Below are 25,669 nucleotides of genomic sequence, written 5' to 3' on the forward strand. Positions count from 1 at the left end.
ACCACGGTTGCCGCCCGGCACGGCGGGTGCGGGCTACGATCGGCCATGGTGTTCGGGGCGAACAGCCCGCAGACGGGCGACGAGATTCAGGGCGGGCGGTCGCGGCGGGAGCGGGTCGCGGTTGCCGGAGGGGTCGTGCTCGCCCTGGCCGGCGCCGTCTCGGTGGTGTGGGGAGACCTCGGGCCCGGCACGCCCCGCTGGTACGTGTGGGCCGACGTGATCGGCGGCGCGGCGGCGTGCGCGGCGCTGTGGTGGTGCCGCCGCCGTCCGGTGGCCGCCGGGCTGGCCGCGGTCGCGCTGGCGATCCCGGCCGCCGCCGCCTCGGTCGCCGCCGGGATCGCCACGTTGGTCGTCGCGCTCTACCGGCGTCCGCCCGCGGCCGTGGCCGTCGGCGCGGCGTGGGTGGCCGCCTCGCTGGCCAGGTTCGCCCTGCGGCCGCCGGGGCTGGCGCCGTACCCGGTGTGGGCGCTGGTCGCGGTGCTGTTCGGCGGGGCGGTCACCGGCTGGGGCATCCTGGCCAGGACCCGCCGGCAACTGCTGGCCTCGCTGGCCGAACGCGCCCGCCGCGCCGAGGCCGACCAGCGGCAACGCGCCGAGGAAGCGCGCCGCGCCGAACGCCTGGACATCGCCCGCGAGATGCACGACGTGCTGGCCCACCGGCTGTCGCTGCTGGCCGTGCACGCCGGCGCGCTGCGCTTCAACGCCGCCGCCACGCCCGCCGAGGTCGCCGAGGCGGCCGAGGTCATCCGCGCCAGCGCCCACCAGGCGCTGCAGGAGCTGCGCGGCGTCATCGGCGTGCTGCGCCGGCACCCCGGCGACCAGCCCGCCTCGGCCGAGCGGCCCTCCGCCGAGCAGCCGCCGGCCGGGCTGGAGCCGCTGGTGACGGAGTCACGGCGGGCCGGGATGCGCATCGACCTGCGCGAACACGGCATACGCTTCGCCGACCTGCCCGAGCCGACCCGGCGCACCGCCTACCGCGTCGTCCAGGAGGGCCTGACCAACGCCCGCAAGCACGCCCCCGGCCGGACCGTCACCGTCGAGGTGCGCGGCACGGCCGGCCGGGAGCTGACCGTCGAGGTGCGCAACCCGCCGCCCGCCGGGCCGCGGGCGGAACTGGCCGACACCGGCGCCGGGGCGGGGCTGGCCGGCCTGGAGGAACGCGTCACCCTGGCAGGCGGCAGGCTGGACCGCGGACCGGCCGGCGACGGCGGGTTCCGGCTGGCCGCACGGCTACCATGGCCCCGTGGAGGAGTCGCGGAGTGAGCCCGGCCCGATCCGGGTGCTGATCGTCGACGACGACGCGCTCGTCCGCACCGGGCTGACCCTGATGCTCAAAGGCGCGCCCGACCTGCGCGTGGTCGGGGCCGTGGCCGACGGCGGCCAGGTCCAGGCCGCGGTCGCCGAGCACTCCCCCGACGTGGTGCTGATGGACATCCGCATGGCCGGCCTCGACGGCATCGAGGCCACCCGGCGGCTGCGCGCCCGCACCGGCGCCCCGCAGGTCATCATCCTGACCACCTTCGACGCCGACGAGCACGTCTTCCGGGCGTTGCGCGCCGGAGCCGGCGGGTTCCTGCTCAAGGACACCCCGCCCGAAGGAATCGTCGAGGCCGTCAAACGGGTGGCGGCCGGGGAGCCCAGCCTGTCGCCCAGCGTCACCCGCCGGCTGATCGCCCACCTGATGCCCGAGGAGGACGACCGGCGGCGCGCCGAGGCCCGCCGCGTGCTGTCGGCCCTCAGCGAGCGGGAGCGCCAGGTGGCGCTCGCCGTCGGGCAGGGCAAGCCCAACGCGGTCATCGCCGGCGAGCTGCACATGAGCGTGGGCACCGTCAAGGGCTACATCTCGCGCGTCCTGACCAAGGCGGGCCTGGACAACCGGGTGCAACTGGCTCTGGTCGTCCACGACGCCACCTAACGGGCCGGCGCCTCCAGCAGGCGCGCCAGCCTGCGCAGCGAATGCCGGGCCAGGGCCGTCACCACCGGACGTCCCAACGGCCACAACGCCCGGCCCGCCGCGCCCAGCGGCAGCAGCAGCTCCTCGGCCCAGATCACCCGGCTGCCGCCCCGCCACGGCCGCACCCGGATCGCGCCCCGCCCGCGCACCAGCCGCCCGGTGTGCTCCATCAGCACGTACGACGGCGGCTCGAAGGCCACGATCGTCATCGTGTCCAGGAATCCCACCGGCCGCACCCCGGTGTAGGCCTCCACCCGGTGCTCGCCCACCTGGCGCGCCGACGTCATGAACATCCATTCGCTGTGCCGCGGCCAGTCGGTGATCAGCGCGAACACCTCCTCCGGCCGCGCGGCCACCTCCACCGCCGCACCGGCGTACACCGGTCTCATCCCTGGCCTCCTCCTTCTTCTTCTTCTTCAGGACATGAGATACGTGCTCATGATCCGGCCGGACGAACCCGGCACGGGCGCAGGGGTGGGCATGAGAAGGTCCCGCCGCCGGGCTGAGGACTGGGGAAGTCAGACCCGGCGGCGGGACCGGCATCGGGATCACGACCCCGGCGAGGAGCTCCCGCCGTGGCCGGCCATGCCGTACGCGGTGGGGTACGGCATGGGCCGGCCGGCCGGGCGGTACGCGGTTGCGCTGCGGACAACGGCCGGCCCCGCGTCATGGGGGTGACCGTCGGGGTGACCGTGGTGACCGCAGCGGCTCGCGGCCCTGACCGGGGACGTGCCCGTGCCCGTCGCGGCCCGAGCCGCGACTCCGCCGCCGGCGAGCGTGACCGTCGGCACCTCGACGACGGCCCCCGGCCCGCTGACGGCTGTGCCTGTCATGCGCTCCTCCTCCCTGCCCGAGCGGGCGACTCTGCACCGTGACTACCCCATGTCACTCTCCGTGAAGCTCGATGGCCGGGTAAAATCCCCGGTCAGCAGCCCAAAGGCAGGGCTGCGATCACATTGGGTGAGGGAAACGGCGGCGCGGGAGGCGTGTCCGCCGGAACTGTCGGTGCCTGGTGGCACACTCGGCGGGCATGAGCGATGACGTGCGGCTGCGGCCCGTCCTGCAGGCCGATCTGGAGGTGTTCCTGGAGCACGAGCACGACGAGGAGGCCGTCCGGCGGTCCAGGTTCGCCCCTCGCGAGCGGGTGGCCTTCATGACCCACTGGAACACCCGGGTGCTCGGCGATCCCACCGTCCTGGTGCGCACGGTCACGGTCGGGGGTGAGGTGGCCGGGAACGTGGTGTCCTGGTGGGAGGGCCGGCGGCGGTTCGTCGGCTACTGGCTGGGCCGCCCCTTCTGGGGGCGCGGCGTCGGCACCGCGGCTCTGGGGCTGTTCCTGGCGGAGGAGAAGACCAGGCCCCTGTACGCCGACCCGTTCGCGGGCAACACCGGCTCGGTGCGGCTGCTGGAACGCCACGGGTTCCGGCGCGCCGGCACGGTCCGGCACGGCGAGGACGAGCATCTGCTGCTGGTGCTGGGCGACGACCTGTCCGCCTGACCGGTCAGGCGGATGGTGGCTGGGGTCAGCTGCGGCCGCCCGTGAAGGGGGGTTCGCCGTCCTTCAGTGCGCGGAAGCGCAGCGCCGACCACGTCTCGTCCACCGCGACCTGGCCGTTGGGACGCAGCCCGTACTCGCCGACGATGGGCCACAGGGTGTCGCGGTTGATGTCGGACTTGTTGCCCTTGGGGTAGGCCACCCAGACCACGGGCGGCGCGGTGATCTCGTCGCGGTGCTCGTCCAGGATCCGGCGGGCCGCGGCGGCGTCGGAGGCGAAGATCAGCGCGACGTCCGCCTCCTTGACGGATCCGGCCTCGCGGGCGCCCTCGGGCAGCGCCCCCAGGAGCGGCCGATGGGCGGGGTCGGAGACCCACACGGTGGTCGCCGGCTTGACGAGCAGCTTGTCGGCGACGGTCTTGGCGGCCATGTCACGCCCTCGTGTAGATCAGGTTCAGCACGCCGGTGCTGAAGGTGGTGGAGGTGGTCAGGGTGAGCGGGATCTGCTCGCGCGCGTCGTCGAACAGTCGCTTGCCCGAGCCGACGACGATCGGGTGGAGCAGCAGGTTGAGCTCGTCGAGCAGGCCCTCGCGCAGCAGCGAGACGACCAGGGTGCCGCTGCCGACGACCGAGATGTTTCCGCCGGGGCCCTCGCGCAACGCCGCCAGGTCGGCCAGGCTCACGACCTCGGTGTTCTGCCAGGACGGCGAGGTCAGCGTGGTGGAGACGACGTACTTGGTCGAGGAGTTCATCGCCTCGGCCATCGGCTCCTTCTCGGGGTCCTGGTGCGGCCAGTATCCGGCGAACTCCTCGTAGGTGTGCCGGCCCAGCAGCATGGCGTCGGCGGCCTGCATCTGCGCGCCGACCGACTGGCCCATCTCGTCGTTGAAGTACGGGAAGTGCCAGGTGTCGGGGGCCTCGACGACGCCGTCGAGGGAGATGAACAGGCCCGCGGTGATCTTTCGCATGATTGTCGCTCCTTGAGTTCCTGAGGTGCCTCAACCTTCCCACCGACAAATGAAGTTGTCAAGACGACTTCCGTTGTCCGAAGTGCGCGTCCGGGCCTGCTGGGCACGTGCGGCCGGGCCGGAAGGCGAGGGCTGCGTGACGGAGGAACGGAGCGGTAGAACCAGCAAGGCTCCGGCGCGGGGCGCCCCCTTCGGGAGGAAGCGAATCTGCGCACCCGCCTGGCCGGGCGGCGGCTCTCGGGCCGAGGGCGCTGGGGGCGGTCCTCCGGGCATGTGCCGCCATCGCGACGGGCGGGGATCCGCGCCACAGGTCAGAGGATGCCTCCTGGCCTGGAGTGGCGAGGATGCCCCAAAGGCGGGCCTGAAGGCACACCCATGCGGCCTCCCCCCGGATGGGGTGCCCGTGTGGGGCTGCGGGAACGGCTCGCCGGTGGACGGGTCTCCGGTCGTGGGTCGCCCCGGAACGCTCTGGATCAGTCGCGGAACGGCTTCGGTGTCGGTCGCGGGGAACGTTCCGACCTTAGGGGGAAGGGCTTCCAGGGGCGGGGAGCATTCAGGGGGTGGTGGCGGACAGGAGGGTCAGGGCGGCCTGGAGGGCGTGGTCGGCGGCCGCTGCGCTGTCATGATGGGCCGCGACGACGGTCGCGCCCTCGACCAGCATCAGCAGCTGCCGCCCCACCAGCCCCGGATCGCCGGCCCCGGCACGTTCGGCGACGCCGGTCAGCAGCTCAAGGTAGCGGTCCAGGTGGCGGGCGGTGATGGCCCGTACGGGGTCGGCGTGGTGCTGGGCGGCGGCGTTCAGCAGGGCGCAGCCGCGGAAGCCCGGGTCGGCGTACCACTGTCGCAGGGCGTCGAACACCGCGGCCAGCTGGGCGCGCGGATCGTCGTCCGCGGCCTGGACGCGACCGGCCAGCCAGCGGGCGACCCGGTCGCTGCGCTCCCGCAGCACGGCCTCGACCAGGCCCTCCTTGGTGCCGAAGTGCCGGTACAGGGTCTCCTTGGAGATGCCGATCCCGGCGCACAGCCCGGCGACGCCGATGCCGTCGAGCCCACGCTCGTACAGCAGGTCGGTGGCGGCGCTCAGGATGGCGGCGCGGGTGCGGGCGGGGTCGATCGTGGAGCCTTTGGCCACGGGCATGGCTTGGATAGTACCGGTCGGTTCGATCGGCTGCTAATGTCTCGGGTCGTACCGGTCGGTTCGATCTCGGGGAGTTCACCCATGTCTGACCCGCTTGCCGCTGACCCGCCGCGCGACCCCGGCTTCCCGGCCACCACGCCGCACGTGACGTTCGACAGCGGCGGCGAGCGCCTGCTCGGCGTGCTGCACCTGCCCGCCGGACGCGGCCCGCACCCCGTCGTCGTGCTGCTGCACGGATTCCCCGGCAACGAGCGCAACTTCGACCTCGCCCAGACGCTGCGCCGCGCCGGCTACGCCGCCCTGGTGTTCCACTACCGCGGATCATGGGGCGTGGGCGGCACCTGGTCCTGGTGGCACGTGCTGGAGGACGCCGCCGCCGTCGTCGCCGCCCTGCCCGGCCTGGCCGCCGCCCACCGGCTCGACCCGCGGCGCCTGGCGCTGGTCGGCCACAGCATGGGCGGGTTCGCGGCGCTGACGACGGCCGCGGCGGACCCGTCCGTGACCGCCGTCGCCTCCGTCGCCGCGTTCGACCTGGGCGTGGCCGCCGCGCTGTGCCGCGCCGACGCCGAGGTACGCGCCGGGTACGTCAAGGCGTTCGACGGCGAGCTGGCCCCCCTGCGCGGCACCAGCGGGCAGGCGCTGGTCGAGGAGATGGAGGCGAACGGCGACGCCTGGCGCCTGGCCCGGCTCGCGCCCCGGCTGGCCGGCCGCCCCGTGCTGCTCGCCGGCACCGGCCACGACGTCGTCACGCCGCACGAAGTGCACCACGAACCCCTGGTCGCCGCCTACCGGGCACACCCGGTCGAACGCCTCGAAGACCACCTCTTCCCCACCGACCACGCCCTGTCGGACCACCGCGTCACCCTGGCCCGCACGATCCTCGGCTTCCTCGAACGCTCCCTGTGACCGGCGCGCCTGCCACGGGCGGCGGGCCGTCAGGAGGGACGGGCCACGTACGCGTGCTTGGCCTCACCGGAGAAGCCGCAGGCGCGGTAGAAGGCGTGGGTCGCAGGCCGGCGCGAGCTCGTCATCAGCATCGCCTTGTAACAGCCGGCCTCCCACGCGGCCTGGAGGGTGGCGGCCATGATCTGCTTGCCCAGCCCGGCGCCCCGCCGGGACGCCTCGACGACGACATTCTCGATCACGGCGTACGGCGAGGCCGACCGGGTGAGGTTGGGGATCACGTTGAGGTACGTCGTCGCGACGACGGCCCCGTCCAGTTCGAGCACGAAGAGACGCAGCGCGGGGGATGCGAGGATCTGCCGGAAGACCGCCATATCGGACCCGTCCACGACCTCCGGGTCATCCGGCTGCAACTGCCGATAGAGGCGGACGATGTGCTCGAAGTCGTCAAGCCGGGCCTCGCGGAACATGCGGGGAGCATAACAACAGGCCGCGCTCCCTCCGTGCCTGTCGCCGCTCAGCGGCCGGCCCCAGGTCAGCGGGTCGGCGGGCCAGCGGGTCGGCGGGCGGGTCAGCGCGGCAGAGCGGCACGGATCAGCGCCGCGTCCTGGTCGAGCCGGGCGCGCGAGCGGCTGCGCCACTCGGCGCCGACCACCACGCCGTCGCCCGCGAAGCGCGGCACCACGTGCAGGTGGAGGTGGAAGACCTCCTGACCGGCGGCCTCGCCGTCGGCCAGCGACAGCCGCACCCCCTCGCAACGCAGCCCCGAGGCACGCAGCGCGGCCGCCACCCGCCGGGCCGCCCGCCAGATCGGCCCGCCGACCGCGTCACCGGCCTCGGCCAGGCCGGCGACGTGCGCGCGCGGGATCACCAGGACGTGACCGGGCGTGGCCGGACGGAGGTCGAGGATCGCCAGGACGTCGTCGTCGCCGTAGACCACGCTGGCCACGGCCCGCCCGGCGACGATCTCGCAGAACACACACGCTTCCATACCGGGCATGATCGGCGACGACAGACGGCGGCCGCACCCGGATTTCCCCGCGGCCCGTCAGCGGCTCACGACGGTCTCATGCCCGATCCGCGACAACTTGCCGGGGTTGCGCACGGCGTACAGGCCGCTGATGAGGCCGCCGTCCAGGCGGATCGCCACGACGCTGTCGATCTCGCCGTCGAGGTCGACGAGCAGCGCCGGATGGCCGTTGACGTGGGCCGGGCGCAAACGGGCCGTCCCGGCGAGCCTGGACAGCACCCCGGCCACCGTGGCCGCACCCTCGATCGGCGCCAGCGCCGCCCGCACCACGCCACCGCCGTCGGTGAGCAGGACGACGTCAGGAGCCAGCAGGTCGAGCAGACACTGCAGGTCGCCGGTCTCGATCGCGCTCTGGAAGGCCGCCAGCGCCTGACGCGCCTGCTCGGCCGACACGCTCGCCCGGGGACGGCGTGCGGCCACATGCCCCCGGGCGCGGTGGGCGATCTGCCGCACCGTCGCCGGGGTCTTGCCGACGGCCTCGCCGATCTCGTCGTACTCCAGGCCGAACACCTCGCGCAGCACGAACACCGCGCGCTCGGTGGGATGGAGCGTCTCCAGCACCAGCAGCATCGCCATCGAGACGCTCTCGGCCAGCTCGACGTCCTCGGCCACGTCCGGCGAGGTCAGCAGCGGCTCGGGCAGCCACGGCCCGACGTAGGACTCCTTGCGCCGGCGCATCGTGCGCAGCCGCGTCAGCGCCTTCCTGGTGACCATGCGGACCAGGAAGGCGCGCCGGTCACGCACGGACTCCAGCTCGACCGACGCCCACCGCAGCCAGGTCTCCTGCAGGATGTCCTCGGCGTCGGCGGCCGAGCCCAGCATCTCGTAGGCGACGGTGAACAGCAGGTTGCGATGCTCGACGAACGTCCGGGTCGCGCTGTCGGCCTGGTCCGCCTGGTCCGCCGGTTCGACGCTGGTGTCCATCTCGTGCTCCCGCCTGTCGGTTCTCGACCTTGCCACACGCACCAGACGCCGGTCGCCGCCGCCGCGTGACATCCGGGGACAGTGGCGCCCGTCACATCGCGCGGGCGGTCAGCGGGACTCCGCGGCGGCCTTCAGGTCGCGCAGCCATGCCTCCAGCCCCGCGCCGAGAAGCTTGGTGGCGGTGGCCACGTCCGCCTCGACCTGGCCGCCGGTCCAGGTCTCCTCGGTGTGCACGCGCACACCGCCCTTGACCTCGGTGAACGTCCACAGGTGCACGCCCCGGTCGATGCGCACGCCCGTGCCGACCGCCGGGCCGCTCCACAGCAGGCAGGCCTCGCGCCTGACGCGCCGGAGGGTGGAGGTGATGTGCATGGTGGTGGCCGGGGTGGTGGCGGTGGCCGGAGCGGGCGTGGTCCACCGCCACGACGAGCCGGGACGCAGCGGGCCGTGGTCCAGCCGCTTGCTGGACAGGACGGGCTGCTGCCAGTCGGGCCACTGCTCCACCCGCGTCTGCAGGCCGAAGATCCTGCTCAGCGGAGCCTTGATGACGATGTCGGCCCGGTAACGGATGCGGGCGGCGGCGTCGACCCCCTCCCCCCGGCACTGGGCCGCCCCGGCGGCGGCGTGGGCGGCCGGGACGTTGCCCGCCAGGACGCCGGCCACGGCGAGCGGGATCAGGATCGAGGCGACGCGGACGTTGCTGAACATGGTGTTCCTCTCGTTGAGGGATCGAAGAAAGGGCGGCCAGGCCGGGGATGCCGTCAGCGCCGTCCGGCCCGCACGATGGCCGCGACGAGCGCGGCGCAGGCGGCGACGATCAGCACGGCGAAGGCGGGGTGCATGTCCTTCGACAGGCTCGGCGCACCGCCGGGCCGGGCCACCCAGACGGCGAACGGCGCCGCGTAGGCGAGGGCCACCAGCACGGCCGCCCACCGGACCAGCCGGTCCCGGGCCTGACGCAGCGCGCCGACCAGCACGACCGCGACCGGAACGATCGCCAGCAGCGCGAACTGGCCGACGATCATGACGGGGACCGCCCAGGCGGCGACGCTCACCGCCACCGGCGTACTACGACCGGGACGGGTGGACGGCTGGTACGTGGTCATGACGTTCCCTTCACCTGGACGGATGCGAACGGCTAGAAGCTCATGCGTTCGTTAGAAGTTATAACCGCACAGAGAAAGGAGTGTCAACAACCTTCGTGATAGCCTCTAACTAAATCTCTTGGGTGTAGCGGCGGAAGGCGGCACGGCATGGCGGACACCGGCACGGCGAGCCCGCGCGAGCGCTACCGCGCCCAGATCCGTGCCGAGATCAAGGAACACGCCTGGCAGCAGATCGCCACGACGGGGGCCTCCGCGCTGTCCCTCAACGCGATCGCCAAGCAGATGGGCATGAGCGGCCCCGCGCTCTACCGCTACTACGCCAACCGCGACGAGCTGATCACCGAACTCATCCGCGACGCCTACCGCAGCCTCGCCGACACCCTCCGCTCAACCGCCGAGAAGGCCGCCGAAAAGGCCGCCGAAGGGGGCGGGCTGGCCGGGCTGGCTCACGCCGTCCGCGGCTGGGCCCTGCGCGACCCCCAGCGCTACCTGCTCATCTACGGCACCCCCGTCCCCGGCTACCACGCCCCCGACGACATCACCGCCATCTCATCCCAGATCATGACCCTCCTGCTCGACGCCGCCTCGGCCGCCCCGCCCCGGCATCCCGAAACCCAGCTCGACCACCACCTGGACGCCCACCGCGACTGGGCCGGCGACCACCTCGCCCCGCCCGCCGTCCTGCACCGGGCCCTCAGCTTCTGGACCCGGATCCACGGCGTGCTGTCCCTGGAACTGGCCGGCCACTTCGCCGGCATGGGCTTCGACCCCGCCCTGCTCTTCGCAGCCGAACTGGACGACCTGCTGACCCCCTGACCCGCTGACCCCGCGCGCACGACAGGCCCGGCCCGCCGCAGAAGGCGAGGCCGGGCCTGTCACAACAGGCAGAGCGTGTTACCGGACGTCCTGGGGCAGGTGGGTCTTGGCGTCGTCGTAGGAGCCCTCACCGGCCGCCCCGGCCGGCCGGTAGACCAGGTACAGCACGCCCGTGGCGAACGTCTGCGAGCTGACCAGCTCCAGCGGGATCGAGCTGTCGCCCTCGTCGAACAGCCGCTCGCCCTTGCGCACCGCGATCGGGTGCACCAGCAGGTGCAGCTCGTCCAGCAGCCCGGCGGCCAGGAGCTGCCGCACCACCGAGACCGAGCCGCTGATCGCGATCGGGCCGCCCGGCTCGGCCTTCAGCGCCGTCACGCCCTTGACCAAGTCGCCCTGCAGCAGCTCGGAGTTGCGCCAGGTGAACTCCAGCGGCTGGCGGGAGACCACGATCTTGCGCGCGTCGCCGATCGTCCTGGCGAAGTCGGCGTCCTCGCCGCCGGCCGCCTCGCGCTCGGGCCACGCCCCGGCGAAGCTGTCGTACGTCTCGCGCCCCAGCAGCAGCGTGTCGGCCATCTGCGCCGTCACCGCCGCGCCCATCTCGTCGTTGAAGTACGGGAAGTGCCAGTCCGCCGGGTCCTGGACGACGCCGTCGAGCGAGATGAACAGGTTCGCGCTGATCTTCCTCATGATGGTTCTCCATGCGTCTCGGGATGTGCCTGAAGTCTCGCCGGACCGGCTTACGGATCTCTTAAGGTCTTCCTTCCCGGCTGAGCCCGGCGACCAGGAGCCCGACCAGGCGGCGGGCGTCGTAGCGGGGGTCGGCCTCGGCCCCGATGCACAGGTTGCCCACGCCGCGCATGAGCTCGAAGGCGTCCAGATCGCCGCGGATCTCGCCGGCGGCCGCCGCGGCCTCCAGCAGCTGGGCGCACACCGGCACCAGGCGGTCCAGGAAGTAGGCGTGCAGCGCCTGGAAACCGGTGTTGTCCGGCTGCAGCACCGCGGCCAGCCCGTGCTTGGTGACCAGGAAGTCGACGAACAGCCCGATCCACTCCCGCAACGCCGCGTACGGGCTCGGACCGGCGGCCAGCAGGGCCGGACCGGCCGCGGCGCAGGACTCCACCTGGTGGCGGTAGACGGCGATGACGAGGTCGGCCCGCGTGGGGAAATGGCGGTAGATCGTGGCGGTGCCGACGCCGGCCTCGGCCGCGATGTCGCGGATCGGCGCCTCCACGCCCGAGGCGACGAACACCGCGGCGGCCGCGCGCAGCAGGTTCTCCTCGTTGCGCCGCGCGTCGGCCCGTTTCGGCCGCGACTCCTCCACGCCGGTCCTCCCAGGGTCGCATTGCTAAACGGGACACGGTCCCGTATCGTCGAAAACGGGACACGGTCCCGCTTGCAACATCATGCCAGAGCGAAGGCCCGACGGCCAAGCCCTGCCCTCTCCCACGCCCACCTGCACGCCCACCTGCTGGCAACTCCACCCGGAAGGCATCACCATGCCCGCATCGCCCACCGCCCCCGTCGTGTCGGTCCGGCCGGTCGTCCTGCCCGCCCCCGGACGGGGCCAGGACCTCCAGGTCCGCGTCTCGGCCCCCGCCACCGGCGACCACCTGCCCGTCGTCGTCCTGTCCCACGGCCACGGCTGGTCCATGGACGGCTACGCCCCCCTCGCCGACTTCTGGGCCGCCCACGGCTTCGCCGTCCTGCAACCCACCCACCTCGACTCCCGCACGCTCGCCCTGCCCGCCGACGACCCCCGCACCCCCCACATCTGGCGCATCAGGGTCGAAGACCTCAAGCGCGTCATCGACGGCCTCGACGTCCTGGAGAAAGCCCTGCCCGGCCTGGCCGGACGCCTGGACCGCGGCCGTGTCGCCGTCGCCGGCCACTCCTGGGGAGCCCACAGCGCCAGCATGCTCCTCGGCGCCCGCATCCTGGACGCCGACGGCCGCCCAGGGCAGGACCTGTCCGACCCGCGCGTCACGGCCGGCGTGCTGCTCGCCCTGCCCGGCACCGGCGGCCGGGACCTGTCACCGTTCGCCGCCGAGCACTTCCCCTTCATGAACCCCGCCTTCGAGTTCATGACCACCCCGGCCCTGCTGGTCGCCGGCGACAAGGACGACTCACCCCTGTCGACGCGCGGACCCGACTGGTTCACCGACGGCTACCGCCACAGCCCCGGCGACAAGAGCCTGCTGACGCTGTTCGGCGCCGAGCACACCCTCGGCGGCGTCGCCGGACACCACGTCGCCGAGACCACCGACGAGAACCCCGAACGCCTGGCCCTGCTGCAGCGGCTCACCACCGCCTACCTGCGCACCGCCCTGAACCCCGGCGACCCCGCCTGGCCCGCCGCCCGCGCCGCCCTGGAAGCGGCCCCCCACCCCCTGGGCCGGATCGACGGCAAGCAGGCCGATCAGCCGGCCGGACGGCGGTAGCCGTAGGTCTCGTGCCGGCGGACGAAACCCAGCGAACGGTACAGCTCGCGGGCGGCCACGTTGTCGGCGTCGTGGTTCACCGTCACCGCCGTCATGCCCGCCGCCCGCATGCGGCGCATCGCGTGCAGCATCGCCGCCCGCGCCAGGCCCCGCCGCTGGAACGCCGGATGCGTGCCGACCGGCTCGAAGTGACCGGTCGCGTTGCGGCCGTCGAGCCAGCCGACCGCGAAGGCCGCGATCCGGCCGTCCGGCGCCTGGACCACGATCTCGTCGGCCGGGTCGTAGCCGGGCCGCTCCATCACCGCAGAACGGTAGAGCGGCCCGGTCCAGTCGTCGCCGAATGCCGCGTTACGCGCCTCGGCCAGACCCGGAGCGTCCTGCGGCCGGGCGTGCCGCACCTCGAACCCGGCCGGCGCGCCCGGCTCGGGCAGCGGGCCGCGCAGGTCGCGCTCGTTGACGTGGTCCCACACCCGGAACCGCGCGAAACCGGCCCGTCCCAGCAGCCCGATCCGGGCGGCGTCGCAGTCGAGGACGTCGGTCAGCACGTACCGCTCGCCCGGGTCCATCAGGCGCGCGGTGGCGGCGGCCGCCTGCTCCAGCATGTCCAGCTCCGCCGGCCCGCCGCGCAGCCGGGGCGCGGCGAAGACGTCGAAGGCGCAGCCGAACCGCAGCAGGATCGCGATCCCGGCCAGGCCACCGGCGTCCTCCCACAACCGGACCAGCTCGGCGGCCGGACGGCGGTCGCGCAGGTTGTCATAGACCCGGTGCGGCAGCTCACCGGCGTGGTCGTAGCCGCACCGCCCGGCCTCGGCGATCCACCCCGACAGGACCTGCCGCAGCCGCGGCAGGTCCTCGTGACGAAAGACGCGCGGACGCACGAAGGTCCCCTTCAGGACTTCAGGAAGTGCAGGACGGCCAGCACCCGGCGGCTGTACCCGCTGGCGTGCGACAGGCCCAGCTTGTCGAACAGCGAGTTGACGTGCTTCTCCACCGCGCTCTGCGACACGTGCAGCTGCCCGGCGATCGAGGCGTTGGTCATGCCCTGGGCCATGCGCTCCAGCACCTCCCGCTCGCGCGCCGTCAGCCGGGCCAGCGGATCGACCTGCGTGGTACGGGCCAGCAACTGCCGCACCACCTCCGGGTCGAAGGCCGCCCCGCCCGCCGCCACCCGCTCCAGCGCGTCCAGGAAGTCGCCGACCTGCGCCACGCGGTCCTTCAGCAGATAGCCCACGCCCTCGACGTCGGCGCTCATCAGCTCGGTGGCGTACCGCTTCTCCACGTACTGCGACAACACCAGCACCTTGACCTGCGGCCAGCGCCGCCGGATCTCCAGCGCCGCCCGCAGCCCCTCGTCGGTGTGGGTCGGCGGCATGCGCACGTCCACCACCACGACGTCGGGGGCGTGCTCGGCCACCGCCGCCACCAGGGCCTCGCCGTCGCTCACGGCGGCCGGCACCTCGTGGCCCTCCTCGCCCAGCAGGCGGACCAGACCCTCGCGCAGCAGCGTGGAGTCCTCGGCCAGGATCACCCGCACGGCAGCCCCGCCGCCACCGTCGTCGGGCCGCCGGGCGGGCTGACCACCTCGAAGGCGCCGTCCAGCGCCGCCACCCGCCGGGCCAGCCCCGACAGGCCGCCTCCCGAGGGGCGCGCGCCGCCCGTGCCGTCGTCGCTCACCCGTACGAGCACCCTGTCGTCCTCCTGTCTGACCTCGACCGTCACCATCGTGGCGGCCGCGTGCTTGGCGGCGTTGGTCACCGCCTCGCTCACCACGAAGTACGCCGCCGTCTCCACCGCCATCGGCGGCCGGCTCGGCAGGTCGCACACCACCTTGACCGGCACGCCCGCGCGTTCGGCCACCCCGGCCAGCGCCTCGCCCAGCCCGAGGGAGTCCAGCCCGCTCGGGTAGACCCGCCAGGCCACCTCGCGCAGCTCGGCCAGCGCCTGCTGGGCCTGCTCGTGCGCCTGCTCCAGCAGCTCCGGACGCCCCCGCCGGGACCGCCCGATGAGCATCGACAGCGCCACCAGGCGCTGCTGCAGCCCGTCGTGCAGGTCACGCTCGATCCGGCGGCGCTCGGAGTCGACCGCGGCCACGATCCCGGCCCGGCTCTCGGCCAGCTCGGCGATCCGGCGCTCCAGCGCCTCGGTACGGTCGGGCCCCAGCAGCCGCCCGGCCAGCCGCCGCTCCAGCGCGTGCACCCCCACCAGCCCCGACACGGCGATGAACAGCAACACGCAGCCGCCGACCAGGAAGTACAGCACCAGCGGCGGCGTCGGCGTCATCCCGTCGTACGGCTCGCCGCGGGCCCAGGCCCCCAGCAGCAGGATTCCGGCGCGCGCGCCGAGGACCAGCAGCGCCACCACCAGCCCGCCCAGCACCCCGGCCGGGATCCTGGCGGCCAGATAGCGCGCCGGCCGGGTGTCCCAGCCGGACAACGCGTCCAGCGCGGCGGTGTCCAGGCGCAGGCGGCGAGCCTCGAACCCGGCCAGCCCCGCCGCCAGCGCCCGCACCCGCGGCCGCCCCAGGAAGGGCAGCGTGAGCAGCAGGAACAGCGCGCCGGCGAGGGCGGTCAGCCCGCCCAGGACCACCGCGCCCAGCACCCTCAGCCCCTCAGCGGCGGTTCGCATGCCTTCCCTTACGCCGTTCCGTCAGCCGTACCGCGACGAAGACCGCGATCGCCAGCGCCACCAGGCCGATCACCACGTAGGTGCCGATCCCCACGTACGCCTCGACCAGCGACCAGTTCTCGCCGAGAAAGTATCCCGCAAGCACGAAGATGGTGTTCCAGATGGCGCTGCCGGCCGTCGTGAGCAGGGTGAACGTCACCAGCGGCATGCGCTCCACCCCCGCCGGCACGGAGATCAGGCTGCGGAAGATGGGGATCATCCGGCCGAAGAACACGGTCTTGCGGCCGTGCCGCAGGAACCACGCCTCGGTCTTCTCGATGTCGGTCACCTTGACCAGCGGCAGCTTGGCGGCGATGGCCAGCGTGCGCTCGCGGCCGAGCAGCGCGCCCACCCCGTACAGGGCCAGCGCCCCGACCACCGAGCCGAGCGTCGTGCACACCAGCACGTCGAGCAGGTCCAGCTCGCCCCTGCTGGCGGTGAAGCCGGACAGGGGCAGGATCACCTCGCTGGGCAGCGGCGGGAACAGGTTCTCCAGCATGATCGCCAGCCCGGCCCCGAAGGCGCCGAGGTTCTCCATCAACGCAATCAACCAATCCGTCATGTCCCCCAGGCTACGAATGATCCGTTATGGCGGTAATGAGGCGGACGGCCGATGTGCTCTGTGGTAAACCACACCCCGATGTACCGTACACTGTACGGCCTATGAGTGCTCTTCCGGATCTGGCGCGACACCCAGCGATCTTCCGTCCCGGCGATCCCCCCAGGTCCGGCCACCTGGTCTTCCTCGACGACCAGGGCGACGGCACGGCCACCGTGATCGAACAGGACGACGACGGACAACCTCGCGCGCGCGAGCGCGCCGTCACCGAGATCCCCGTCGCCGACGCCGTCGCCGTGCTGGCCAGGGCCCGCGCCGACGCCGCCGCCCACCCGGCCACCCGCTTCTGGGGCGCCGTCGCGCTGGTCGCCCTCCAGCTCGTCACCCGCGGCCGCATCCTGCCCGCCGTCTCACCCGACGGCCACGACTCCTGGCGCGCCGGCCCCCTCGACGCCGCCGACGCCCGCCGCGTGCGCGAGCTGGCCGCGGCCATGCCCGCCGCCGCCCGCGCCATCCCCGTGGGCGACCTGCTGCTGCCCGACGCCGAGCCTCTGGTGCGCGCCTTCCTCGACGCCGTGGCCGACGCCATGCCGCGCTCGCCCGGAGCCGTACGCGCCACCGGCACCACCGCCTTCGCCGCCGTCAAGCCCGTCAAGGTGCCCCACCTGCGGCCCTGGGCCGAGGAGGTCTCGGCGGGGCTCGACTCCGGCGTTCGGCTCTCGCTCCGGCTGGAGGCCGACGACCTGGCCCAGGCCGAGTTCCGGGCCGTCGTCCAGGTGCACGGCCTGGCCGACCCCTCGCTCGTCGTGGATGCCGCCGACCTGTGGCAGGGCCGCGACCCCGGGTTCGGCCTGCGCGCCAGGATCGAGGTCACCCTCGCCCTGCGCCGCGCCGCCCGCTCCTGGCCCCGCCTGGAACGGCTGCTGGAGCACGCCGTGCCCGACGAGCTCGCCCTCACCGACGGCGACGTGGCGGACCTGCTGACCGGCGCGGCCGACCGGCTGGCCGCCGCCGGCGTCGAGGTCCACTGGCCGCGCTCCCTGGTCCGCGGCCTCAGCGCCCAGGCCGTCGTCGGCGAACGCGACAGCGCGCCCTCCGACCTGCCCTCCTTCCTCGGCGGCCACCACCTGACCAGCTTCAACTGGCGGCTCGCGCTCGGCGGCGCCCCGCTGACCGCTGCCGAGATGGACCTGCTGGCCGAGTCCCACCGGCCCGTCGTACGGCTGCGCGACCAATGGGTGCTCATCGACCCCGCGCTGGCCCGCAAGGCCCGCCAGCGCGACCTCAAGCCCCTGACCGGCCTGCAGGCGCTCGGCGCGGCCCTGACCGGCACGGTCGAGATCGACGGCGGGGACGAACCCGAACAGATCACCGTCGAACCCACCGCCTGGCTCGCCGACCTGCGCGACCGGCTCACCGACCCCGAACCCGTGCCGCCGCCGCCCGGCCTGGCCGCCACCCTGCGCGACTACCAGCTCCAAGGGCTGCGCTGGCTGGCCAGGATGACCTCGCTCGGCCTCGGCGGCTGCCTGGCCGACGACATGGGCCTGGGCAAGACCATCACCCTGATCGCGCTCCACCTGCACCGCGCCGGCACCGGCCCCACCCTCGTGGTCTGCCCCGCCTCGCTGCTGGGCAACTGGGAACGCGAGATCACCAAGTTCGCGCCCGGCGTCCCGGTCCGCCGCTACCACGGCAACGCCCGCACCCTGGCCGACGACGGTTTCGTGCTCACCACGTACGGCACCATGCGCCTGGACGCGGCCACCCTGGGCGCCCACCCCTGGGGGCTGCTGGTCGCCGACGAGGCCCAGCACGTCAAGAACCCCGCCTCCAGCACCGCCAAGGCGCTGCGCGAGATCCCCGCCGGCGCCCGCGTCGCCCTCACCGGCACCCCCGTGGAGAACAACCTGTCCGAACTGTGGGCCATCCTCGACTGGACCACCCCCGGACTGCTCGGCCCCCTGACCCGCTTCAGGGCCCGCTGGGCCAAACCGGTCGAGTCCGGCGACGCCGACACCGCCGCCCGGCTGGCCCGGCTCGTCGGGCCGTTCCTGCTGCGCCGCCGCAAGAGCGACCCCGGCATCGCCCCCGAACTGCCGCCCAAGACCGAGACCGACCGGCCCGTCCCCCTCACCACCGAACAGGCCGCCCTGTACGAGGCCGTCGTCCGCGAGAGCATGACCCAGATCGAGAACGCCAAGGGCATGGCCCGGCGCGGCCTGATCGTCAAACTGCTGACCGGGCTCAAACAGATCTGCAACCACCCCGCCCACTACCTGCACGAATCGTCCCCCCGCCTGACCGGCCGCTCGGGCAAGCTGGAACTGCTCGACGAGCTCGTCGACACGATCGTCGCCGAGGAAGGCGCCGTGCTGGTGTTCACCCAGTACGTCGCCATGGCCAGGCTCCTGGAACGCCACCTGTCCGGCCGCGGCGTCGCCAACCAGCTGCTGCACGGCGGCACCCCGGTCGCCCGCCGCGAGGAGATGGTCGCCCGCTTCCAGGACGGCCACGTCCCCGTCTTCCTGCTCTCCCTCAAGGCCGCCGGCACCGGCCTGAACCTCACCCGCGCCGACCACGTCATCCACTACGACCGCTGGTGGAACCCCGCCGTGGAGGACCAGGCCACCGACCGCGCCTACCGCATCGGCCAGACCAGGCCCGTCCAGGTGCACCGGCTCATCGCCGAAGGCACGATCGAGGACCGCATCGCCGCCATGCTCGGCGCCAAGCGCTCGCTCGCCGACGCCGTCCTGGCCTCCGGCGAGGCCGCCTTCACCGAGCTGACCGACGCCGAACTCGCCGCACTCGTGGAGCTCAGATGACCGCCGTACGCGGATTCGCCGCCTTCCCCCCGCAACGCGCCGGCGCCCGCTTCGCCACCACCTGGTGGGGCCAGGCGTGGATCAAGGCCCTGGAGGACACCTCGCTCGACCAGACCCTGCTGCGCAAGGGCCGCGCCTACGCCAAGACCGGCCAGGTCGGGCCGATCACCGTCAGCCCCGGCCGGCTGGCCGCCGTCACCGAGCACGAGTACGACACCGTCGTCCGCGTCGAGCAGCTCACCGACGCCGCCTGGGAACGTTTCCTCGACCAGGTCGCCGCCAAGGCCGGGCACATCGCCGCCCTGCTCGACCGCGACGTCCCGCACGACCTGGTCGAGGCCGCCGAGGACGCCGCCGTGCCGCTGCTGCCCACCGTCGGCGACCTGGAGCCCGAATGCTCCTGCCCCGACTGGGGACACCCCTGCAAGCACGCCGCCGCCCTGTGCTACCAGGCGTCCTGGCTGCTGGACGGCGACCCGTTCGTCCTGCTGCTGCTGCGCGGACGCGGCGAACAGGAGCTGATCGAGGCCCTGCAGAACCGCGACCTGCCCCTCCCGCCCCCGGCCCGCGCGCCCGGCGGCGCGACCACCGAGCAGGACGCCTCCGGCGGGGTGCCCGCCGCGCAGGCGTTCGCGCTCGGCGAGCCGCCGCTGCCCGAACCGCCCCCGCGGGAGACCGCCTTCACCCCCCTCGCCCTCGACCCCGCACCCGGCGTGGACGTGGCCGCCCTGGCCGTGCTGGCCGCCTCCGCCGCCGCCCGCGCCCGCCAGATCCTGCTGCACGGCCACCTGGAACCGCTGACCGAGTACCAGGACCGCGTCCGCCTGGCCGCCGAGCACGACCTCGACCTCGGCCTGGACGCCGCCGTCCAGGCCTGGCGGTACGGCGGCGCCCCCGGGCTCGACGTGCTCGAAACCCCCTGGACCCCGGCCCGCCAGGACCTGGCCAGGGCCCAGGCGCTGCTGGAGTCCGGCTGGGACGGCGACCCGCCGCCCCAGCTGGAGACCTGGCGCAACCGCTGGACCCTCGGCCCCCGCCAGGTCCGCTACGGCCGCGACGGCCGCTGGTACCCCTTCACCGAGCACGACGGCCACTGGTGGCCCGCCGGCCCGCCGGAACGCGACCCGTCCACCCTGCTCACCTGACCCCGGCAGGCGGGAGGCGAGGTCAGAGGCCGGACTCCTCGGCCTCGCCCGCCGCGGCGACCACGGCCAGCAGCCGGTCCAGGTCGCCCGGCCTGGCGTGCGGGTTGAGCAGCGTGAGCTTGAGCCGGACCCGGCCCGGGCCCGTCCCCGGCAGCTCGGTCCGGCCCACCACCGCCCGGCCCTCCCGCAGCAGCCTGCGCCGCAGCCCCGCGTTCACCTCGTCCGAGCGCGCCGGATCGGCCGGCACGTACCGGAACAGGAACGCGGTCAATACCGGGTCGGCGTGCAGCTCCAGCCGCCCATGGGCGCGCACCGCCGCCGCGCCGTGCCGGGCCAGGTCGTGGCAGGCGTCCACCAGGCGGCCCAGCCCCGACCGGCCCAGCGTGCGCAGCGTCACCAGGATCTTGAACGCGTCGGCCCGGCGCGTGGTGCGCAGCGACAAACCCAGCAGGCTCGGGTAACCGGCCTCCTCGTCGTCGGCCGGGTTGAGATAGGCCGCCCGCCGGGCCAGCGAGGCGTACGTCTCGGCCCGGCGCACCAGGAACACCCCGGCCGCGGCCGGCTGCCAGCCCAGCTTGTGCCAGTCCAGCGACACCGAGTCGGCCAGCGCGAGACCGTCCAGGAGCGGGGCCAGCCGGTCCGACAGCAGCGCGCCACCGCCGTAGGCGGCATCGACGTGCAGCCAGGCGCCGTGCTCGGCGGCCAGCGACGCGCACGCGCGCAACGGGTCGATCGCCCCGGTGTCCGTGGTGCCCGCCGTGGCCACCACCGCCACCGGCAGCTCACCGCGCCCGGCGCTCGCCCGCAGCGCCCCGGCCAGCGCTCCGGCCTCCATCCGCAGCTCCCGGTCGACCGGGACGGCGACCACCGCGTCCTCACCCAGCCCGAGCAGCGCCGCGGCCCGCCTGGTGGAGAAGTGCGCGGCCTCGGAGGCGAAGATCCGCAGCCGCGGTCCCCCGCCCGGCAGGCCCGACAGCTCGGCCCGGACGCCCGCCGACCGGCCCACCGCCAGATCCCTGGCCAGCATCAGCCCCATCAGGTTGGACTCGGTGCCGCCCGAGGTCAGCACGCCGGCCGCGGCCGTCCCGAACCCCACCAGCCGGGCCAGCTCGGCCAGCAGCGCCGTCTCCAGCGCGGTCGCGGCCGGCGCCTGGTCCCAGGAGTCCAGCGACGGGTTGAGCGCCGAGACCGCCAGATCGGCCGCCACCGCCACCGCCAGCGGCGGACAGTGCAGGTGCGCCGCGCAGAACGGATCGGCCGGATCAGCGCTCCCGTAGGCCAGCAGCTCGGTCAGCGCCCCCAGCCGCTCGCCCTCCGGCGCGAACGCCCGCGCCACTTCGGCGGCCAGCTCCTGGGGCGTGCGGGCGGGCAGCGGGCCGCCGCGCCGCCGCGCGCCCTCGGCCAGGGCGGCCAGCACCTCACGCAGCAGCGGCTCCAGCGCGGCCGCCCCGCCCACGCCACCGGACAGGGCCGGGCCCTTCGTCGCATCGCTCATCCGGCCACTGTGCGGCACCGGCGCCGCCGCGGCCAGCGGACACCGCGATGGAACGCCATGGAACGCCCCTGAGGACAGGCACCCCGTCGACCACAAGGAGACCCGCATGCGACACCCGCTCCGGATCATGTCCGCCCTGGGCGCGGCGCTGGCCCTCGGCCTCGTCCCCGCCGCCGCACAAGCCGCCAGCCCGGTCCACGTCAAGGAGGCCGAGCAGGGCAGATGCCTCGACATCCGGACCGAGGACGACATCTTCGTCCCCGGCGCCCGGCTGCAGCGCTTCACCTGCCACGACGTCAACGAGCAGCGGTGGGAGATCGTCCCGCTGGCGAGCGACTCGTTCCTGCTGCGCAACCCGCTGACCCGGCTCTGCGCGGCGGCCGACTCGGCCGGTTTCGGCGCGCAGGTGGTGGAACGGGCCTGCGGCGACGCCGACCCGGCCGTCCGCTGGTTCACGCTGGGCGGGGTGCCGTTCGTCAAGGGGTCGGGGGTCAACCAGATCCGCTCGTCCCTGGCGCAGGGAAGCTGCCTGGACACCCTGGACACCTTCGTCAAGATCTTCCCCTGCTCGCCGGGGCTGACCAACAAGGCCCAGCTGTGGGCCGCGGTCTGACCTCGTGGTCTGACCTCGTGGTCCGACCGCGTGGTCCGACCGCGTGGTCCGACCGCGGGCTCAGGCCGGCGGCCAGTTCCTGAGCACCGCGTCCAGGGCGTCGAGGGCCCTGGACCAGGAGGCGTCCACCTCGCGGGGATGGCGGCGGAACCCGCCGGCCATCTCCAGGGTCACGTAACCGTGCAGCGTGCTGCTCAGCATGCGCAGCGCGTCGGTCTGGTCGGGCTCGGCCAGGTCGTAGCCGCGCAGGACGGCCCGCGTCAGCTCCGCGTGCCGGCGGCCCGCGCTGACGTCCAGCGACTCGGAGTCCAGCTCCAGCTGGGTGGCGGCGTACCGGCCCGGATGCTCCTTGGCGTAGGTGCGGTAGGCCGCGGCGAAGGGCACCAGCGCCTCCTTGCCCGACCGGCCGGCCAGCGCGGCGGCGGCCCGGTCGGCCATCTCGCCCAGAGCCAGCTCGGCCACCCTGACCCGCAGCTCCTGGATGTCCTTGACGTGCGCGTACAGGGCCGCGGGCTTGACGCCGAACCCGCGGGCGAGCGCGGAGACGGTCACGTTCTGGAAGCCGACCTCGTCGGCCAGGTCCGCAGCCGCCCTGGTCAGGCGGTCGACGGTCACTCCCGCGCGGGCCACGGCAGCACCCTTTCTTACAGGCATTAAGTATTTGCATACTACCGTTAAGAAAAGCTAGCCTCCACACTCATGAGACCCCTGACCGAACACGACATCCGCACGTCGTTCATCAACTGCTCCAAAGGCGAGGCCAAACGCGCCGGCCTGCCCCGGGATCTGGCCGACCTGCCCTGGGACGACCTCGACTTCCTCGGCTGGCGGGATCCCGGCGCCCCCGAGCGCGCCTACCTGGTGGCCGAGGCCGACGGCTCCCTGGTCGGCGTCGCCCTGCGGGTCACCTCCGGCTCCTCGCGCTCCTTCACCGCGCGCAGCATGTGCTCCTTCTGCCTGACCACGCACACCGGCGGCGGCGTCGCCCTGATGACCGCCCGCCGCACCGGCGAGCCCGGCCGCCAGGGCAACACCGTCGGGCAGTACCTGTGCGCCGACCTGGCCTGCCCCCTCTACCTGCGCGGCAAGAGGGAGGCCGCGGGCGCCGGGGTCGTGGACGAGTCGCTGACGCCGGCCGAGAAGGTCGCCCGCGCGAACGCCAACGTGCGCGCCTTCCTGGACAAGGTGGCCGCCTGACCCGCCCGCTACTCGTCGTCCCAGGCCATCGAGCTCATCCGCCACCCGGCGGGCGTCCGGACGAACTGGGTGGTCTTGCGGCCCGCGCCCGCGAACCGCACGCCGTCCCGGACGCCGGACTTGCGGTAGTCGCTGAACCGCTGGGCGACCGACCCGAAGATCTCGGTGCGCTCGGCCACCTCCCACTCGCGGAACTCCGTCAGCGTCCCGTCGGTCAGCATGCGCTGCCGGGGCTCGACGAAACCGTCCAGGTCGTGCACCACGGGCTCGGGCCCGGTGTTGTTGACGATCATCGCCTGCGGGACGAACAGCTCCCGGACGGCGCCGACGTCCGGGCGGCGGCCGCCGGTGTTGGTGAAGGCGTCCAGGAAGGCCGCCATGAGCTGGTCGAGCTCGGCCTTGTCGCCGGAGGCGGGCGCGTCGCCGGCCAGCAGTGACCAGACCTCGCTGTCGTGCCGTTCGCCCCGGTGCGGGAAACGCCTGCGCAGCACGCCGTCGCGGGTCATGCCGAGCCGGCGCGCGACCTCGATGCTGCGCGTGTTGCCCGGCGAGACCCACCACTCCACGCGCGCCATGCCGCGCTCGGCGAACGCCCAGTCGATCAGCAGCCGGCACGCCCGGGTCACCAGCCCCCGGCCCTCGCCGGCCGGCTCCAGCCAGCAGCCGATCTCGCACACCCCCGAGACCGCCTCGAACCGGGTGAACATCACGCCGCCGACCAGCGTGCCGGCCAGCCAGATCCCGTAGATGCGGGCGCCGTCGGCGGCCTGGTCGTCGGCGTAGCGCTGCAGGACGGCCGTCGCCGAGGCCAGGTCGGTGCTGCGCTCGGCCCACGGGATCCACGGGTCCACCGACGGGCGGGCCCGGTCGATGTGATCGAGGAACTCCTGGGCCCGCCAGGGCTCCAGCGGGCGGAGCTCGGCCTCGTCGCCGAGCGGAAGTGCGAACACGGACACCGTCCCAAGGTACGTAACGAGCGTTCGGTATGTAAGGTAGCAGCATGCCGCCCGCAGCAGGAGACCGTGAAGCCCGCCGTGACGACGTCTCGCGGGCGGTCTGGCAGGTGCTGGCCGACAAGGGGTTCGGCGGGCTGACGCTGCGCGCCGTCGCCGCCGCCATGGGCGTGTCGACCGGCCTGCTCATGCACTACTTCCCCACCAAGCGGGCCCTGGTCGGGCACGCGCTCGACCTGCTGGAGCGGCGCACGGCCGCCCGTCCCCGCCGCGAGCCCCCGGCCCCCGGCCTGGCGGCGCTCCGGGCCGCGCTGCTCGACATCCTGCCGCTGGGCCCGGCCGACGTCGCCCGCAACCGCATCTGGGTCAGCTCCTGGGACCTGGCCCTGGCCGACGACGACCTCGGCGCCGGCCAGGCCGCCCGCTACACCCGGCTGCGCTCGGCGTTGCTGGCCCACCTGGAGACCGCCCGCGACCTCGGCGAACTGCCCCGGGAGGCCGACCCCGAACGGCTGGCGGCCGGCGCGGTGGCCTTCACCCACGGGCTCGTCGTCCAGGCGCTGTTCGACCCGGGCCGCTTCCCCGAGGACGTCCAGGTCGCCCTGCTCGACGACTTCCTCTCCTCGATCGCGGCCCGCCCTTAGCCCGTGGGGCTCAGGTCAGCCGGCGGTCGGAGGGACCTGCGACCCGGCGGGCATCATGCCCGCGATCAGCGTCTGCGGGTCACGGATGCCGGCGAGGTGGCCGAAGCCCTCGGCGTACGCGGAGATGGCGGACTGGAGCAGGCGCAGATGGGCGCGGCACTCCTGGTCGCCGGGCCAGGCCGACTCCGGTTCGCCGGGATGCGCCCGTTCCCAGGCGGTCAGCAGCGGGTGCCACTTGGACAGGAACGGGCGCAGTTCCTTGTTGAGCATCGAGATCGCGAAGTACTCCACGGTCTGCCCGCCTGGCACGGGGGCTGAGGGGCGGCTGGTCTTGAGGGCGTCGCGGGTGGTGGCGAACAGGCCGTACAGAGAGTTCATGGCCTCCCTGACCAGGCCCTCCTCGTCATCGAGCGACTGGACGGAGACCCGGGTGACGGTCTCGACGAACAGGTGCCAGGCCACCTGGCGGCTCTCGTTGTTCACCAGGAAGGTGAGCTCGCTGAGCTGCGGCACGGTGACCTTCACCTCGGTCAGCCTGGCCGTCCTGGCATAGAACTGGGCCATGATCACGGCGGCCATGCCGGCGACCGCACCGGTGACGACGAAGATCCACCGGCCGCCCGCCTCGGTCATCTCGAAGATCGCCAGGCCCACGACGGCGCCGACGAGCGCCGACGCGAGCAGCCGCACCCACCGCACCTGCATGATCGCGACGACACGTGCCTTCATCCGGGGGGTTCCATTCCTCGGCCGACTGCGACGATCAGACTTTACGTGTGATCCCCCTCCGGCTGTAGGG

At 73.8% G+C, this 25,669-nt stretch carries 31 protein-coding genes; 11 read left to right on the plus strand and 20 right to left on the minus strand.

Going from position 1 to position 25,669, the window contains the following annotated elements; translation table 11 throughout:
- The first annotated feature begins 45 nt into the window (after positions 1-45).
- Positions 46-1,263 carry a sensor histidine kinase gene (locus tag ACWEJ6_RS05505; protein WP_452421489.1) on the plus strand — a complete coding sequence of 406 codons (1,218 nt, stop codon included), beginning with the start codon at positions 46-48 and terminating at the stop codon, positions 1,261-1,263.
- Positions 1,244-1,915 (plus strand): response regulator, encoded by a 672-nt coding sequence (locus ACWEJ6_RS05510; RefSeq protein ID WP_397156774.1) that lies wholly within the window; start codon positions 1,244-1,246, stop codon positions 1,913-1,915. The genes ACWEJ6_RS05505 and ACWEJ6_RS05510 overlap by 20 nt, the downstream gene beginning before the upstream one ends.
- On the opposite strand, the gene ACWEJ6_RS05515 is transcribed toward ACWEJ6_RS05510, so the two are convergent.
- On the minus strand, positions 1,912-2,343 hold the full coding sequence (locus tag ACWEJ6_RS05515; protein ID WP_452421491.1) for an SRPBCC family protein: 432 nt from the start codon (positions 2,341-2,343) through the stop codon (positions 1,912-1,914). The genes ACWEJ6_RS05510 and ACWEJ6_RS05515 overlap by 4 nt on opposite strands.
- 159 nt (positions 2,344-2,502) lie before the next feature.
- A complete protein-coding gene (locus ACWEJ6_RS05520) occupies positions 2,503-2,787 on the minus strand; it encodes a hypothetical protein (protein ID WP_452421493.1) in 285 nt (94 codons plus the stop codon).
- A gap of 197 nt (positions 2,788-2,984) precedes the next feature.
- Here ACWEJ6_RS05520 and ACWEJ6_RS05525 point away from each other — a divergent pair, with 197 nt between their 5' ends.
- The gene (locus ACWEJ6_RS05525) at positions 2,985-3,452 is read left to right on the plus strand and encodes a GNAT family N-acetyltransferase (RefSeq protein ID WP_452421495.1); all 468 of its coding nucleotides are present in this window, start codon (positions 2,985-2,987) and stop codon (positions 3,450-3,452) included.
- A gap of 25 nt (positions 3,453-3,477) precedes the next feature.
- Here the strand turns inward: ACWEJ6_RS05525 and ACWEJ6_RS05530 are convergent, their stop codons facing one another.
- The 3 genes from ACWEJ6_RS05530 to ACWEJ6_RS05540 form a co-directional block, all read right to left on the minus strand.
- Positions 3,478-3,879 carry a hypothetical protein gene (locus ACWEJ6_RS05530; protein WP_452421497.1) on the minus strand — a complete coding sequence of 134 codons (402 nt, stop codon included), beginning with the start codon at positions 3,877-3,879 and terminating at the stop codon, positions 3,478-3,480.
- 1 nt (position 3,880) lies between these two features.
- On the minus strand, positions 3,881-4,417 hold the full coding sequence (locus ACWEJ6_RS05535) for a dihydrofolate reductase family protein (protein ID WP_387675140.1): 537 nt from the start codon (positions 4,415-4,417) through the stop codon (positions 3,881-3,883).
- Positions 4,418-4,970: 553 nt separating this feature from the next.
- The gene (locus ACWEJ6_RS05540; protein ID WP_452421499.1) at positions 4,971-5,555 is read right to left on the minus strand and encodes a TetR/AcrR family transcriptional regulator; all 585 of its coding nucleotides are present in this window, start codon (positions 5,553-5,555) and stop codon (positions 4,971-4,973) included.
- Between the two features lie 81 nt (positions 5,556-5,636).
- On the opposite strand from ACWEJ6_RS05540, the gene ACWEJ6_RS05545 reads away from it, so the two are divergent.
- Positions 5,637-6,461 (plus strand): alpha/beta hydrolase family protein, encoded by an 825-nt coding sequence (locus ACWEJ6_RS05545; protein WP_452421501.1) that lies wholly within the window; start codon positions 5,637-5,639, stop codon positions 6,459-6,461.
- 29 nt (positions 6,462-6,490) lie between these two features.
- On the opposite strand, the gene ACWEJ6_RS05550 is transcribed toward ACWEJ6_RS05545, so the two are convergent.
- The 5 genes from ACWEJ6_RS05550 to ACWEJ6_RS05570 all read right to left on the minus strand — a co-directional run bounded on the left by ACWEJ6_RS05550 (position 6,491) and on the right by ACWEJ6_RS05570 (position 9,518).
- Complete coding sequence (locus ACWEJ6_RS05550; RefSeq protein WP_452421503.1) at positions 6,491-6,928, minus strand: N-acetyltransferase family protein; 438 nt, start codon at positions 6,926-6,928, stop codon at positions 6,491-6,493.
- A 101-nt stretch (positions 6,929-7,029) separates the two neighbouring features.
- Entirely contained in the window at positions 7,030-7,449 is a 420-nt protein-coding gene (locus ACWEJ6_RS05555) for an HIT family protein (protein WP_452421505.1), read from the minus strand.
- 57 nt (positions 7,450-7,506) lie between these two features.
- A complete protein-coding gene (locus ACWEJ6_RS05560) occupies positions 7,507-8,412 on the minus strand; it encodes an RNA polymerase sigma-70 factor (protein WP_452421507.1) in 906 nt (301 codons plus the stop codon).
- Positions 8,413-8,520: 108 nt separating this feature from the next.
- Positions 8,521-9,120, minus strand: coding sequence for an SRPBCC family protein (locus tag ACWEJ6_RS05565; RefSeq protein WP_452421509.1), 600 nt, complete (start codon positions 9,118-9,120; stop codon positions 8,521-8,523).
- 53 nt (positions 9,121-9,173) lie between these two features.
- A complete protein-coding gene (locus ACWEJ6_RS05570; RefSeq protein WP_452421511.1) occupies positions 9,174-9,518 on the minus strand; it encodes a hypothetical protein in 345 nt (114 codons plus the stop codon).
- Between the two features lie 147 nt (positions 9,519-9,665).
- Here ACWEJ6_RS05570 and ACWEJ6_RS05575 point away from each other — a divergent pair, with 147 nt between their 5' ends.
- Positions 9,666-10,334, plus strand: coding sequence for a TetR/AcrR family transcriptional regulator (locus ACWEJ6_RS05575; RefSeq protein WP_452421512.1), 669 nt, complete (start codon positions 9,666-9,668; stop codon positions 10,332-10,334).
- A 78-nt stretch (positions 10,335-10,412) separates the two neighbouring features.
- Here ACWEJ6_RS05575 and ACWEJ6_RS05580 read toward each other — a convergent pair whose 3' ends face one another.
- Together ACWEJ6_RS05580 and ACWEJ6_RS05585 are read right to left on the minus strand one after the other, a co-directional pair.
- Entirely contained in the window at positions 10,413-11,021 is a 609-nt protein-coding gene (locus ACWEJ6_RS05580) for a dihydrofolate reductase family protein (RefSeq protein ID WP_387675116.1), read from the minus strand.
- 61 nt (positions 11,022-11,082) lie between these two features.
- On the minus strand, positions 11,083-11,655 hold the full coding sequence (locus tag ACWEJ6_RS05585) for a TetR/AcrR family transcriptional regulator (protein WP_452421513.1): 573 nt from the start codon (positions 11,653-11,655) through the stop codon (positions 11,083-11,085).
- A gap of 175 nt (positions 11,656-11,830) precedes the next feature.
- On the opposite strand from ACWEJ6_RS05585, the gene ACWEJ6_RS05590 reads away from it, so the two are divergent.
- Positions 11,831-12,772, plus strand: a complete 942-nt coding sequence (locus tag ACWEJ6_RS05590) for an alpha/beta hydrolase family protein (RefSeq protein WP_452421515.1) — start codon at positions 11,831-11,833, stop codon at positions 12,770-12,772.
- Here ACWEJ6_RS05590 and ACWEJ6_RS05595 read toward each other — a convergent pair.
- The 4 genes from ACWEJ6_RS05595 to ACWEJ6_RS05610 are packed head-to-tail and all read right to left on the minus strand — an operon-like array spanning position 12,751 to position 15,998.
- A complete protein-coding gene (locus tag ACWEJ6_RS05595; protein ID WP_452421517.1) occupies positions 12,751-13,650 on the minus strand; it encodes a GNAT family N-acetyltransferase in 900 nt (299 codons plus the stop codon). The genes ACWEJ6_RS05590 and ACWEJ6_RS05595 overlap by 22 nt on opposite strands.
- Positions 13,651-13,661: 11 nt before the next feature.
- Complete coding sequence (locus ACWEJ6_RS05600; protein ID WP_358286771.1) at positions 13,662-14,306, minus strand: response regulator transcription factor; 645 nt, start codon at positions 14,304-14,306, stop codon at positions 13,662-13,664.
- Complete coding sequence (locus ACWEJ6_RS05605; RefSeq protein ID WP_449919670.1) at positions 14,297-15,397, minus strand: sensor histidine kinase; 1,101 nt, start codon at positions 15,395-15,397, stop codon at positions 14,297-14,299. Before ACWEJ6_RS05605 ends, ACWEJ6_RS05600 begins: the two co-directional genes overlap by 10 nt.
- On the minus strand, positions 15,381-15,998 hold the full coding sequence (locus tag ACWEJ6_RS05610) for a DedA family protein (RefSeq protein ID WP_397156810.1): 618 nt from the start codon (positions 15,996-15,998) through the stop codon (positions 15,381-15,383). Before ACWEJ6_RS05610 ends, ACWEJ6_RS05605 begins: the two co-directional genes overlap by 17 nt.
- Positions 15,999-16,099: 101 nt before the next feature.
- On the opposite strand from ACWEJ6_RS05610, the gene ACWEJ6_RS05615 reads away from it, so the two are divergent.
- The gene (locus tag ACWEJ6_RS05615; protein ID WP_452421520.1) at positions 16,100-18,823 is read left to right on the plus strand and encodes a DEAD/DEAH box helicase; all 2,724 of its coding nucleotides are present in this window, start codon (positions 16,100-16,102) and stop codon (positions 18,821-18,823) included.
- Complete coding sequence (locus ACWEJ6_RS05620; RefSeq protein WP_452421522.1) at positions 18,820-19,968, plus strand: SWIM zinc finger family protein; 1,149 nt, start codon at positions 18,820-18,822, stop codon at positions 19,966-19,968. The genes ACWEJ6_RS05615 and ACWEJ6_RS05620 overlap by 4 nt, the downstream gene beginning before the upstream one ends.
- A gap of 22 nt (positions 19,969-19,990) precedes the next feature.
- On the opposite strand, the gene ACWEJ6_RS05625 is transcribed toward ACWEJ6_RS05620, so the two are convergent.
- The gene (locus ACWEJ6_RS05625; RefSeq protein WP_452421524.1) at positions 19,991-21,463 is read right to left on the minus strand and encodes a pyridoxal phosphate-dependent decarboxylase family protein; all 1,473 of its coding nucleotides are present in this window, start codon (positions 21,461-21,463) and stop codon (positions 19,991-19,993) included.
- Between the two features lie 106 nt (positions 21,464-21,569).
- On the opposite strand from ACWEJ6_RS05625, the gene ACWEJ6_RS05630 reads away from it, so the two are divergent.
- Positions 21,570-22,076: an RICIN domain-containing protein gene (locus ACWEJ6_RS05630; protein WP_452421526.1), complete on the plus strand. Its 507-nt coding sequence runs from the start codon at positions 21,570-21,572 to the stop codon at positions 22,074-22,076.
- A 60-nt stretch (positions 22,077-22,136) separates the two neighbouring features.
- On the opposite strand, the gene ACWEJ6_RS05635 is transcribed toward ACWEJ6_RS05630, so the two are convergent.
- Positions 22,137-22,706, minus strand: coding sequence for a TetR/AcrR family transcriptional regulator (locus tag ACWEJ6_RS05635; RefSeq protein ID WP_397156819.1), 570 nt, complete (start codon positions 22,704-22,706; stop codon positions 22,137-22,139).
- Between the two features lie 69 nt (positions 22,707-22,775).
- Here ACWEJ6_RS05635 and ACWEJ6_RS05640 point away from each other — a divergent pair, with 69 nt between their 5' ends.
- Positions 22,776-23,273 carry an FBP domain-containing protein gene (locus ACWEJ6_RS05640; protein ID WP_452421528.1) on the plus strand — a complete coding sequence of 166 codons (498 nt, stop codon included), beginning with the start codon at positions 22,776-22,778 and terminating at the stop codon, positions 23,271-23,273.
- Positions 23,274-23,281: 8 nt separating this feature from the next.
- Here ACWEJ6_RS05640 and ACWEJ6_RS05645 read toward each other — a convergent pair whose 3' ends face one another.
- Positions 23,282-24,229 carry a GNAT family N-acetyltransferase gene (locus ACWEJ6_RS05645; protein ID WP_452421530.1) on the minus strand — a complete coding sequence of 316 codons (948 nt, stop codon included), beginning with the start codon at positions 24,227-24,229 and terminating at the stop codon, positions 23,282-23,284.
- Positions 24,230-24,273: 44 nt separating this feature from the next.
- Between ACWEJ6_RS05645 and ACWEJ6_RS05650 the strand changes: the two genes are divergently transcribed.
- On the plus strand, positions 24,274-24,870 hold the full coding sequence (locus ACWEJ6_RS05650) for a TetR/AcrR family transcriptional regulator (RefSeq protein WP_452421532.1): 597 nt from the start codon (positions 24,274-24,276) through the stop codon (positions 24,868-24,870).
- Positions 24,871-24,885: 15 nt separating this feature from the next.
- Here ACWEJ6_RS05650 and ACWEJ6_RS05655 read toward each other — a convergent pair whose 3' ends face one another.
- Positions 24,886-25,599 (minus strand): hypothetical protein, encoded by a 714-nt coding sequence (locus tag ACWEJ6_RS05655; RefSeq protein ID WP_387675078.1) that lies wholly within the window; start codon positions 25,597-25,599, stop codon positions 24,886-24,888.
- Positions 25,600-25,669: the final 70 nt, after the last annotated feature.

The organism is Nonomuraea sp. NPDC004702 (assembly GCF_053601695.1).